12 protein-coding genes are annotated in these 11,974 nt (G+C 56.8%); 9 read left to right on the forward strand and 3 right to left on the reverse strand.

The window, feature by feature from the left end:
• The first annotated feature begins 263 nt into the window (after nucleotides 1-263).
• Nucleotides 264-1,022 carry a M48 family metallopeptidase gene (locus tag IAE50_RS03865; RefSeq protein WP_200134939.1) on the forward strand — a complete coding sequence of 253 codons (759 nt, stop codon included), beginning with the start codon at nucleotides 264-266 and terminating at the stop codon, nucleotides 1,020-1,022.
• Nucleotides 1,023-1,141: 119 nt separating this feature from the next.
• Here the strand turns inward: IAE50_RS03865 and speA are convergent, their stop codons facing one another.
• Both speA and yqgB read right to left on the reverse strand, forming a co-directional pair.
• Nucleotides 1,142-3,118: a biosynthetic arginine decarboxylase gene (speA, locus tag IAE50_RS03870; protein WP_071789546.1), complete on the reverse strand. Its 1,977-nt coding sequence runs from the start codon at nucleotides 3,116-3,118 to the stop codon at nucleotides 1,142-1,144.
• 8 nt (nucleotides 3,119-3,126) lie between these two features.
• Nucleotides 3,127-3,321: an acid stress response protein YqgB gene (gene yqgB, locus IAE50_RS26705; RefSeq protein WP_375286357.1), complete on the reverse strand. Its 195-nt coding sequence runs from the start codon at nucleotides 3,319-3,321 to the stop codon at nucleotides 3,127-3,129.
• A 627-nt stretch (nucleotides 3,322-3,948) separates the two neighbouring features.
• On the opposite strand from yqgB, the gene metK reads away from it, so the two are divergent.
• The 8 genes from metK (at nucleotide 3,949) to ruvX (ending at nucleotide 11,136) form a co-directional block, all read left to right on the forward strand.
• On the forward strand, nucleotides 3,949-5,103 hold the full coding sequence (gene metK, locus IAE50_RS03885; protein ID WP_076769184.1) for a methionine adenosyltransferase: 1,155 nt from the start codon (nucleotides 3,949-3,951) through the stop codon (nucleotides 5,101-5,103).
• A 404-nt stretch (nucleotides 5,104-5,507) separates the two neighbouring features.
• The gene (locus IAE50_RS03890) at nucleotides 5,508-6,902 is read left to right on the forward strand and encodes a sugar porter family MFS transporter (protein ID WP_076769185.1); all 1,395 of its coding nucleotides are present in this window, start codon (nucleotides 5,508-5,510) and stop codon (nucleotides 6,900-6,902) included.
• Between the two features lie 83 nt (nucleotides 6,903-6,985).
• Entirely contained in the window at nucleotides 6,986-7,492 is a 507-nt protein-coding gene (locus IAE50_RS03895; protein WP_094422030.1) for a SprT family zinc-dependent metalloprotease, read from the forward strand.
• An 87-nt stretch (nucleotides 7,493-7,579) separates the two neighbouring features.
• Nucleotides 7,580-8,278, forward strand: coding sequence for a deoxyribonuclease I (endA, locus tag IAE50_RS03900; protein WP_042713585.1), 699 nt, complete (start codon nucleotides 7,580-7,582; stop codon nucleotides 8,276-8,278).
• Nucleotides 8,279-8,345: 67 nt separating this feature from the next.
• Nucleotides 8,346-9,077: a 16S rRNA (uracil(1498)-N(3))-methyltransferase gene (gene rsmE / locus IAE50_RS03905; protein WP_042713583.1), complete on the forward strand. Its 732-nt coding sequence runs from the start codon at nucleotides 8,346-8,348 to the stop codon at nucleotides 9,075-9,077.
• Nucleotides 9,078-9,090: 13 nt separating this feature from the next.
• On the forward strand, nucleotides 9,091-10,038 hold the full coding sequence (gshB, locus tag IAE50_RS03910) for a glutathione synthase (RefSeq protein WP_042713582.1): 948 nt from the start codon (nucleotides 9,091-9,093) through the stop codon (nucleotides 10,036-10,038).
• A gap of 118 nt (nucleotides 10,039-10,156) precedes the next feature.
• Entirely contained in the window at nucleotides 10,157-10,720 is a 564-nt protein-coding gene (locus tag IAE50_RS03915) for a YqgE/AlgH family protein (RefSeq protein ID WP_023480870.1), read from the forward strand.
• Complete coding sequence (gene ruvX, locus IAE50_RS03920; protein WP_023480823.1) at nucleotides 10,720-11,136, forward strand: Holliday junction resolvase RuvX; 417 nt, start codon at nucleotides 10,720-10,722, stop codon at nucleotides 11,134-11,136. The genes IAE50_RS03915 and ruvX overlap by 1 nt, the downstream gene beginning before the upstream one ends.
• Nucleotides 11,137-11,267: 131 nt before the next feature.
• On the opposite strand, the gene IAE50_RS03925 is transcribed toward ruvX, so the two are convergent.
• On the reverse strand, nucleotides 11,268-11,960 hold the full coding sequence (locus tag IAE50_RS03925; protein ID WP_200579617.1) for an IclR family transcriptional regulator: 693 nt from the start codon (nucleotides 11,958-11,960) through the stop codon (nucleotides 11,268-11,270).
• Between the last annotated feature and the right edge of the window lie 14 nt (nucleotides 11,961-11,974).

The raw sequence follows: 11,974 nt of genomic DNA on the forward strand, positions 1-11,974 counted from the left end.
GGACTGTTAAGGGCTAATCCCGTAACGACTTGACGACAGCGCGTTTTGGGCTACGCCGGAAAAAAGTGCCAACAATGTAACCCAAGCGGGTAATCATGTACATGGAGCATCCTTTTGCGCTTCAGAAATCTCTGGAAGCCGCTCGCAAGTTGCGCAATCTCCTCGCCCGTCCAACACTCTCTTCTTTATACTGGCGCTCACCGCCCTCTCGTGTAGAAGAACGGCGGAGCAAAAAACGACTCAATCATTGCGGAAGATAATAAATGAAAATTCGCCCAGCCCTCCTTGCTCTGGGGATGACCACCCTGCTTGCCGGTTGTCAGAACATGGATTCAAACGGTTTTCTCAGCTCCGGCGCAGAAGCCTTTCAGGCTTACACCCTGAGCGATGCGCAGGTTATTGCCCTGAGTGACGACGCCTGTAAGCAGATGGACAGCAAAGCCACCATCGCACCTGCAAGCAGCGAATACAGCCAACGCGTGAACAAAATTGCCGCCGCCCTTGGCGACAACATCAACGGCCAGAAGGTGAACTACAAGGTGTATGTCACTAAAGACGTTAACGCCTTTGCCATGGCGAATGGCTGTATCCGCGTCTACAGCGGCCTGATGGATATGATGACCGACAATGAAGTCGAAGCGGTAGTTGGCCACGAAATGGGCCACGTTGCGCTCGGTCACGTGAAGAAAGGGATGCAGGTGGCGCTCGGTACCAATGCGGTGCGCGCGGCGGCAGCCTCGGCGGGCGGCGTGGTTGGTAGCTTGTCCCAGTCGCAGCTTGGTGCGCTCGGGGAAAAACTGGTCAACTCACAGTTCTCCCAGCGTCAGGAGTCGGAAGCGGATGACTACTCTTACGACCTGCTGCGTAAGCGCGGCATTAACCCGGTCGGTTTAGCCACCAGCTTCGAAAAACTGGCGAAGATGGACCAGGGCCGTCAAAGCTCAATGTTTGACGATCACCCGGCTTCAGAAGCCCGTGCCCAGCACATTCGCGACCGTATGGCCGCAGACGGCATCAAGTAATGAATAAAGGAGGCGCTTGCCTCCTTTTTATTACGCCCCGGCAGCGCCGATAAAAAAATCCCCTCCGGGCCTGGCCGGGAGGGGATTGATTTCATTGCGGCTCACACCGTGCGATGAGGTTACTCATCTTCCAGATAGGTATAGCCGTAGAGACCCGCTTCGAACTCTTCGAGGAACTGCTGCTGCAGCGCATCGTCCAGCCCTGTCTCTTTAACCTGATCGCGGAACTGCGTTAACAGCTTGCCCGGATCGAGCTGCACGTACTCCAGCATATCGGCCACGGTATCGCCTTCATCAGAAAGCTCCACTTCTACGCTGCCATCCGGGAAGACAAACACGTCAACCGCTTCGGTATCGCCGAACAGGTTGTGCATGTTGCCGAGGATCTCCTGATAGGCACCGACCATAAAGAAGCCCAGCATCGGCGGGTTCTCCGGATCGTACTCGGGCATTGGCATCGTAGTAGCAATGCCGTCGCCATCGACATAGTGATCGATAGCACCATCGGAGTCACAGGTAATATCCAGCAGCACCGCACGGCGCTCCGGCGCATGGTTTAACCCTTCCAGCGGCAGCACCGGGAAGAGCTGGTCGATACCCCACGCATCCGGCATCGACTGGAACAGGGAGAAGTTGACATACATCTTGTCCGCCATACGCTCCTGCAGTTCGTCGATAATCGGACGGTGCGCACGGTTGCTCGGATCGAGCTGCTTCTGCACTTCATGGCACATGTTCAGGTAGAGCTGCTCTGCCCACGCGCGCTCTTGCAGGCTAAAGGTGCCGGAAGAGTAACCAACGTGAATGTCGTGCAGATCCATCTGGCTATCATGCAGCCACTCGCGCAGCGAACGGCGCGTCCCCGGCTCGTGCATCTCCTGCCAGGTTTCCCACATGCTTTGCAGCGCGCGCGGCGCATCTTCCGCCGGCGGAATGGCCGGGGTGTATTCGTTGCGCTCAACGCCAATGATATTGGAGACCAGCACCGTATGGTGCGCGGTGACCGCGCGGCCCGATTCGGTGATCACCGTCGGGTGCGGCAAACCGTGCTCTTCGCAGGCATCGCCAATCGCCCAGATAATGTTGTTCGCGTACTCGTTCAGGCCGTAGTTAACGGAGCAGTCGGATTGCGAACGGGTGCCTTCATAATCGACACCCAGGCCGCCGCCGACGTCGAAGCACTGAATATTCACGCCCAGCTTGTGCAGCTCAACGTAGAAACGGGCAGATTCGCGTACGCCGGTGGCGATATCGCGAATATTGGCCATCTGCGAACCGAGGTGGAAGTGCAGCAGTTGAATGCTGTCCAGACGACCGCGCTCACGCAGGATCTCAACCAGTTGCAGCACCTGGGTCGCCGCCAGGCCAAACTTCGACTTCTCACCACCGGAGGATTGCCACTTGCCGGAGCCTTGCGATGCCAGACGCGCCCGCACGCCAAGGCGCGGGATCACATTCAGGCGCTCGGCTTCTTCCAGCACGATGGCGATTTCGCTCATCTTCTCGATCACCAGATAGACCTTGTGGCCCATCTTCTCGCCAATCAGCGCCAGGCGGATGTATTCACGGTCTTTATAGCCGTTACAGACGATCACCGAACGGGTCATACCCGCATGGGCGAGTACCGCCATCAGTTCCGCTTTGGAACCCGCTTCCAGCCCCAGCGGTTCGCCGGAGTGGATCAGGGATTCAATGACGCGACGGTGCTGGTTAACCTTGATCGGGTAAACCAGGAAGTAGTCGCCGTTATAGCCATAGGATTCACGCGCGCGTTTAAAGGCGGCGTTAATCGAGCGCAGACGGTGTTGCAGGATCTGCGGGAAGCAGAAGAGCGCCGGTAAACGCTGGCCCTGCGCTTCACGCGCTTTCACCAGCTGTGCCAGATCGACACGCGCCTCGGGGACATCCGGATCGGGGCACACGCTGATGTGGCCCAGCTCGTTGACGTCGTAGTAGTTATTGCCCCACCAGGCAATATTGTAAGTCCGTAGCATCTTGCTGGCTTCCTGGGAGCTCATCGCTACCTCCTGCATGGAACGTAGTGCACCGTGTTCGCCTGCTGACGAAGGCGAAACTGAAGAGATGTCGTCAGACATTGCGAACCTCACTTAATTAAAGTGTATACCCTGTGAACTTCACCCTGCTCATTGGCGAGGCGAAGCGACACGGGGATGAAATAGTTGACTACTATCGCAGTGACACATAGCGATAACAACCCATAAACAGCCATGATTTTCGGCATAACATGCCAAAGCACCGACTGCGCGACCGGTTTCTGGTTCATATGATAGTAAAACATCTGTCCGGACCCGAGTATGACAGGCCGGCGAAACCACGAGAAAACTCCTGATGCTCAGGAGAGCCCTTGTTCAGTTATCACAATGCCTTACCGGCCCTGGAGTCCTGAGAAGCGCCGAAATGGGGATAACATCGGCTGGTTTGCAGATCAGAGATGCGAATGACGGGAAATGCGTGCACGTCAGAACGACGCGGCAGAATATTCGGAAAACGACGGTTCATTATTTCGTATCACCTCCACGCAAGCCATGACGACCCGCGACAAGCCAAAGCCATTAAATACACTGCTTAACCCGGCTGGAAGTGGCGACACAGCAGCGATGCCGTGCGCTTTTTTGATGAGCCGCGCGCGGCGTTTTATACCGATAACCGGGTGAAAAAGCAAAATAAAAAAGGCCTTCTTGCCCCATTGCCAGGAAAATTTTCCGTGACAGAGTGTGTCAGGAGACGACACAGATCAAAAAACGCTGGCAATGAGATGAATAAGTAACCTAAAATAGCCGTCCAGATGTTAATCCGTCCAGACCGATTAACACACAGACTTCTTGTGTCATCTTTGCGTAGCCACCGCGAAGAGAGCCGAACACAGAATTCGATTCAACCGAATTACACCAGGTGAAAATTTATTATGGCAAAACACCTTTTTACGTCCGAGTCCGTCTCTGAAGGGCATCCTGACAAAATTGCTGACCAAATTTCCGACGCTGTGCTGGATGCAATCCTCGAGCAGGACCCTAAAGCGCGCGTCGCTTGTGAAACGTACGTGAAAACCGGCATGGTGCTGGTCGGTGGCGAAATCACCACCAGCGCATGGGTGGATATCGAAGAGATCACCCGTAATACCGTGCGTGAAATCGGCTATGTTCACTCTGACATGGGCTTTGACGCCAACTCTTGCGCCGTACTGAGCGCAATCGGTAAGCAGTCCCCGGATATCAACCAGGGCGTTGACCGTGCCGATCCGCTGGAGCAGGGCGCGGGCGACCAGGGCCTGATGTTTGGCTATGCGACCAACGAAACCGACGTGCTGATGCCAGCGCCAATCACCTACGCTCACCGTCTGGTTGAACGCCAGGCTGAAGTGCGTAAAAACGGCACCCTGCCGTGGCTGCGTCCGGATGCGAAAAGCCAGGTCACCTTCCAGTACGACGACGGCAAAATCGTTGGCATTGATGCTGTAGTGCTCTCTACCCAGCATTCAGAAGATATCGATCAGAAATCGCTGCAGGAAGCGGTGATGGAAGAGATCATCAAGCCGATCCTGCCGACCGAGTGGCTGAACGCCTCTACTAAATTCTTTATCAACCCGACCGGCCGTTTTGTTATCGGCGGCCCGATGGGCGACTGTGGTCTGACCGGCCGTAAAATCATCGTTGACACCTACGGCGGCATGGCCCGTCACGGCGGCGGCGCATTCTCCGGTAAAGATCCGTCGAAAGTTGACCGTTCCGCAGCGTACGCGGCGCGTTATGTGGCGAAAAACATAGTGGCTGCTGGTCTTGCCGACCGCTGTGAAATCCAGGTCTCCTACGCCATTGGCGTGGCAGAGCCGACCTCAATCATGGTTGAAACCTTCGGCACCGAGAAAGTCTCCACCGAGCAGTTAACGCTGCTGGTTCGTGAGTTCTTCGACCTGCGTCCGTACGGCCTTATTCAGATGCTGGATCTGCTGCACCCGATCTACAAAGAGACTGCTGCCTATGGTCACTTTGGTCGCGAATCTTTCCCGTGGGAAAAAACCGACAAAGCCGCGCTGCTGCGCGATGCTGCCGGTCTGAAATAATCCACTGACCGTACCGCTATCAAGGCCAGCCTCGCGCTGGCCTTTTTCATTTTTATGCGCGTTATAACCATCCAGTGCCATTTGTGCAGCTATACTCGCTCTGCCCGTAACTATTTCATTTGAAAGCGATTACACCAGGCAATTAACGAAACGCCTCCCTTCCCTCACTGGCTGAAACGGTCGCGCGTCATAATTGTTACATCACGCTTCGGTTTAGTCTGAAATAACGCCCTGCAATTAACCATTCATTGTCAAGAATCCTATAATCCTCAACACTTTTATTTACATTCGTGGCCTGCCCGAAATGTAACCGATTACACTCATGTGATGCATATCACGACTTTTCGCTTATGAGTGACCTAACGTTTATCTCGATAAAATTCATAACATGAATGGAGGGCATAATGCCTGACAATAAGAAACAGAAGCATTCCAACAAGGCCATGACCTTTTTTGTCTGCTTCCTCGCAGCACTGGCAGGATTACTTTTTGGCCTGGATATTGGCGTGATTGCGGGCGCACTGCCCTTCATCACGGAAGATTTTCAAATCAGCTCGCACACTCAGGAGTGGGTGGTGAGCTCAATGATGTTTGGTGCCGCCGTCGGCGCAGTCGGCAGCGGCTGGCTCTCCTGGCGTCTCGGGCGTAAAAAGAGCCTGATGATCGGCGCGGTGCTGTTTGTTATCGGCTCTCTCTGCTCTGCCGCCGCACCGAACGTCGAGTTCCTGATCGTTTCACGCGTGCTGCTCGGCCTGGCGGTTGGTATCGCCTCTTATACCGCTCCGCTCTACCTCTCTGAGATCGCCCCGGAAAAAATCCGCGGCAGTATGATTTCGATGTATCAGCTGATGATCACCATCGGGATTCTCGGCGCGTACCTCTCCGATACCGCCTTCAGCTACAGCGGCGCATGGCGCTGGATGCTGGGCGTGATCATCATTCCAGCGGTGCTGCTGCTGATTGGCGTCTTCTTCCTGCCGGACAGCCCGCGCTGGTTCGCCGCCAAACGCCGCTTCAACGATGCTGAGCGGGTGCTGCTGCGCCTGCGCGACACCAGCGCCGAAGCGAAAAATGAGCTGGATGAGATCCGCGAAAGCCTGAAAGTGAAGCAGACCGGCTGGGCGCTGTTTAAAGAGAACAGCAACTTCCGCCGCGCGGTCTTCCTCGGCGTACTGCTGCAGATCATGCAACAGTTCACCGGCATGAACGTCATCATGTACTACGCGCCGAAAATCTTTGAACTGGCGGGTTACACCAACACCACCGAACAGATGTGGGGAACGGTGATCGTCGGTCTGACCAACGTGCTGGCGACCTTTATCGCTATCGGCCTGGTGGATCGCTGGGGCCGTAAACCGACGCTGGTGCTGGGCTTTATGGTGATGGCCGCCGGTATGGGTATTCTCGGCACGATGCTGCATATGGGCATCCACTCGCCGTCTGCGCAGTACTTCGCTGTCGCCATGCTGCTGATGTTTATCATCGGCTTCGCCATGAGCGCCGGTCCGCTGATTTGGGTACTCTGCTCCGAAATCCAGCCGCTGAAAGGCCGCGATTTTGGTATCACCCTCTCTACAGCCACCAACTGGATCGCCAACATGATTGTCGGCGCGACCTTCCTGACGATGCTGAACACGCTGGGCAATGCCAACACCTTCTGGGTGTACGGCGGTCTGAACGTGCTGTTCATCCTCCTCACCCTGTGGCTGGTGCCGGAAACCAAACACGTTTCGCTGGAGCACATTGAGCGCAACCTGATGCGTGGCCGTCCGCTGCGTGAAATTGGTTCCCGTGACTGATTAACACCCTTCAGGCTTCCTCTGCGGAGGAAGCCTTTTTTGCTTATTGCACTCCCGTCCCGCCCATCCTATTCTCTGCAGTTATGAAAACACCCCGCCTCCCCATCGCCCTCCAGCAAGCTGTTATGCGTAGCCTGCGGGATAAACTCGCCCTCGCTAACCAGAAGCTTGAGCGTGACTACCCCGAGCCGAAGCTGGTCTACCAACAGCGCGGCACCGCCGCCGGTACGGCGTGGCTTGCCGACTACGAAATTCGCCTCAACCCGGTGCTGCTGCTGGAAAATCAGCAAGCCTTTATTGATGAAGTGGTTCCCCATGAGCTGGCGCACCTGCTGGTGTGGAAAGAGTTCGGGCGCGTTGCGCCACACGGCAAAGAGTGGAAGTGGATGATGGAGAGCGTGCTCGGCGTACCCGCGCGGCGAACGCATCAGTTTGAGCTGGAGTCGGTGCGGCGCAACACCTTCCCCTACCGCTGTAAATGCCAGCAGCATCAGTTGACCCTGCGTCGCCATAATCGGGTGGTGCGCGGCGAGGCGATCTACCGCTGTGTGCGCTGCGGCGAGCCGTTAATGGCTGAAACGGCTAACTGAATCCATTAAGAAGTTTTATGCGCTAACTGATTGCATCAGGAAGCCCCTTCCGCTACGTTGCGAGCTCGTTTTGACAGGGAGTTCGCTATGTTCCGTTTTATACCTTTTCTCTTCACGTTGCTGGCAGTGCCTGCCCTGGCCGCCAACGGTATTAACAACTTTTCCCAGGCCAAAGCGGCCGGAGTGAAAGTGAATGCTGACGCGCCGGGCGACTTTTACTGCGGCTGTAAAATCATCTGGCAGGGCAAAAAAGGGGTCGTCGATCTCGCCTCCTGCGGCTATAAAGTGCGTAAAAATGAGAACCGCGCCAGCCGCATCGAGTGGGAGCATGTGATGCCAGCCTGGCAGTTCGGCCACCTGCGTCAGTGCTGGCAAGATGGCGGGCGCAAACAGTGCGCCAAAGATCCGGGCTACCGCAAGATTGAGAGCGATATGCATAACCTGCAACCCGCCGTGGGCGAGGTGAATGGCGATCGCGGTAACTTTATGTACAGCCAATGGAACGGCGGTGAAGGGCAGTATGGCCAGTGCGAAATGAAGGTTGATTTCAAAGCCAAACTGGCTGAACCACCGGCGCGCGCACGCGGTTCGATTGCCCGCACCTACTTCTATATGCGCGATCAATACCAGCTGCCGCTCTCACGCCAGCAAACCCAGCTTTTCACCGCCTGGGATAAGCTCTATCCGGTTACGGCATGGGAGTGCACGCGCGATGAGCGTATCGCGGCCATTCAGGGCAACCATAACCCGTATGTGCAGCGCGCTTGCATGGCGCGAAAGAGCTAACCTACACTAGCGCCATTGTTAACATCCGCCCTGCCGTGCCGGGCGGTAATCTGAACGGATCTAAAACATGCGCATTCCCCGCATCCATCACCCAGAATGTATTCAGCCGGGCAGTGAAATTGCCCTCAGCGAGGATGCTGCCAACCACGTCGGCCGCGTGCTGCGTATGGGCCCGGGCCAGGCGGTGCAGCTTTTCGATGGCTCTAACCAGGTTTTCGACGCAGAAATCACCCACGCCGATAAAAAAAGCGTGCGCGTCAGCGTGCTGCGCGGCGAAGTGGACGATCGTGAATCGCCGCTGCATATTCACCTGGGCCAGGTGATGTCGCGCGGTGAAAAGATGGAATTCACTATCCAGAAATCGATCGAACTGGGCGTAAGCCTCATTACGCCACTTTTTTCTGAGCGCTGCGGCGTTAAACTGGACGCCGAACGCCTGAACAAGAAGCTGCAGCAGTGGCAAAAGATCGCCATTGCCGCCTGTGAACAGTGCGGGCGCAACCGTGTTCCGGAGATTCGCCCGGCCATGGATCTCGAAGCCTGGTGCGCCGAAGAGGAGAGCGGTCTGAAGCTCAACCTCCATCCGCGCGCCAGCCAGAGCATTAACACCTTGCCTCTGCCCGTCGAGCGCGTGCGCCTGCTGATTGGCCCGGAAGGCGGGTTATCCGCCGATGAAATCGCCATGACCGCGCGCTACCAGTTTACGGATATTTTGTTAGGTCCCCGCGTGCTACGCACCGAGACAACGGCGCTTACCGCCATCACCGCGCTTCAGGTTCGCTTCGGCGACCTGGGTTGAAAGGAGAAGCAGAATGATTAAGCTCGGCATCGTGATGGATCCCATCGCGGACATTAACATCAAGAAAGACTCCAGCTTTGCCATGCTGCTGGAAGCACAGCGCCGCGGCTACGAGCTGCACTACATGGAGATGGCCGATCTCTATCTGATTAACGGTGAAGCCCGCGCCCGCACGCGTACCCTCTCCGTCGAGCAGAACTACGACAAATGGTATGAATTTGGCAGCGAGCAGGATATTGCGCTGGCCGATCTCGACACCGTACTGATGCGTAAAGATCCGCCGTTCGACACCGAGTATATCTACGCGACCTATATCCTTGAGCGCGCGGAAGAGAAAGGCACGCTGATCGTTAACAAACCGCAGAGCCTGCGCGACTGTAATGAAAAGCTCTTCACCGCCTGGTTCCCGGACCTGACGCCGGAAACGCTGGTAACGCGCGATAAAGCACGGCTGAAAGCCTTCTGGCAGAAGCACACCGACATTATTCTCAAGCCGCTGGACGGCATGGGCGGCACCTCGATTTTCCGCGTCAAAGAGGGCGACCCGAACCTCTCGGTTATTACCGAAACCCTGACCGAACTGGGCACGCGCTACTGCATGGCGCAGAACTATCTGCCTGCTATTAAAGAGGGCGACAAACGTGTGCTGGTAGTCGATGGCGAACCGGTGCCTTACTGCCTGGCGCGCGTGCCGCAGGGCGGTGAAACCCGTGGCAACCTGGCGGCCGGTGGTCGCGGCGAACCGCGTCCGCTGACCGAGAGCGACTGGGCGATCGCGCGTAAAGTCGCGCCGGTGCTGAAAGCCAAAGGGCTTATCTTTGTCGGTCTCGATATCATCGGCGATCGCCTGACTGAAATTAACGTCACCAGCCCGACATGCATCCGTGAAATCGAAGCCGAATTCCCGGTCTCCATCACCGGTATGCTGATGGACGCTATCGAAAAACGTCTGGCTAAATAAGTGCCACACAGGGTGCGAGCGAGAGCCCGCGCCCTTCCCGCTTTATCTCGTGACAGCATCCTGCTTTCCCCCCATACTACGTTGTCGCTTTTTTGAACCAGGAACAGAACCTCTGACAATGAATTTACAGCATCACTTTCTTATTGCCATGCCTGCTCTCCAGGATCCCCTCTTCCGGCGCTCCGTTGTCTATATCTGCGAGCACAGCGAGGAAGGGGCGATGGGGCTTATTATCAATAAGCCGCTGGAAAACCTGACGGTAGAGGGCGTGCTTGAAAAACTGAAAATCGAGGCCGTTGAACGCGACCCGGCGATCCGTCTTGATAAACCGGTGCTGCTCGGCGGCCCGCTGGCGGAAGATCGCGGCTTTATCCTGCACACCCCACCAGGCGGTTTTGCCTCCAGCATTCGCGTCTCGGACAACACCGTGGTCACCACCTCGCGTGACGTGCTGGAGACGCTCGGCACCGGCGAACAACCCGCTGAGGTGATGGTCGCGCTGGGCTACTCGTCGTGGGATAAGGGGCAGCTTGAGGAGGAGATCCTTGATAACGCGTGGCTTACCGCGCCGGCGGATCTCAATATCCTGTTCAAAACGCCCATCGCCGATCGCTGGCGCGAAGCGGCAAAGCTTATCGGCATCGATATTTCGACCATGCCGGGCGTCGCGGGGCACGCCTGATGAGCGGCACACTGCTGGCGTTTGATTTTGGCACCAAAAGCATTGGCGTTGCCATCGGGCAGCGCATTACCGGGACGGCGCGCGCGCTAACGGCGCTGAAAGCGCAGGACGGCACGCCGGAGTGGAAGCGGATCGAAAACCTGCTCAAAGAGTGGCAGCCCGAGGCGGTGGTGGTTGGTTTGCCGCTCAATATGGATGGCACCGAGCAGTTGCTCACCGCCCGCGCCCGCAACTTCGCCAATAAAATCCACGGCCGTTTTGGCGCAAAAGTGATCCTGCATGATGAACGGTTAAGCACCGTTGAAGCGCGATCCGGGCTGTTTGAACGCGGCGGATTTCGCGCCCTTGATAAAGGCAGCGTCGACTCAGCGTCGGCGGTGATTATTCTCGAAAGCTACTTCGAACTGCACCCGTAAGCCTGTCCGTTTTCCCCTCTCTTTTCTGTTAGCCGCGATCGCGTCGCGGCTTTCTGCCGATCCTTCTCACACTTTCCAGCCCCGCTTTTGCATTCTCGCTAATGTTTCTATAAAAGAAACATTAACGGCTATCAGGATTTCTCAGTTAAGCGCTGGGCCAGTTCGTGCAGGGCGTCTAAGCGCATCTCAACCACCGCATCGTCAACCTGCCACAGACCGGCAAACGCGAGCGCGGCTGAGTGGGCGCCAAGAGGTTTCGCCATCGACACTTCGCCGTCGTCGTGATGCCACACCACGTGCCCCTGCGCGCGCTGCTGGGCGACATGCGGGCCAAGCTGCTGCCACTGCTCCGACGTAAAGCGCTGTTGCAGCGCCTCATCGCTCTCCGCTGCCAGCAGCGACATGCCGATGACCGACTGCCAGGCAGGCAGCATATGGAAACCGGCCAGCGCCTGGCTCACCTGGCTACCGGGTTCAGAGTGGTAGATGTAGATCACCTGATCCTCCCACAGCACGCCCATCGCCACGACGATATCTTTCGGGGCGTAGCGTTCAAGCAGCGGCAGCGCGTGGGAGAAGAGCGCCGAGCCGCGAATGGCCTGCGCCGCCAGCGCATGAATGCCGGGGCCGGGAAGGTAGCGACGCTGCGCGTCCTGCATAGTCAGGCCGATAGAGGCCATGGTCATCAATAACCGGTTTACGCGGGTGGTGTTAATGCCCATCAGACGCGACAGCTCACGACAGCCAATGGCGCGATCGCTGGAGACGAGGTACTGCAGGCAGCGAATGCCATCAATCAGACTTTGGTTCGGTTGAGAAGACATTGCAGGGTTCGCTT

The sequence above is a fragment of the Kosakonia sp. S42 genome, from assembly GCF_016624785.1.
In the GTDB taxonomy this organism is placed as follows: Bacteria; Pseudomonadota; Gammaproteobacteria; order Enterobacterales; family Enterobacteriaceae; genus Kosakonia; species Kosakonia cowanii.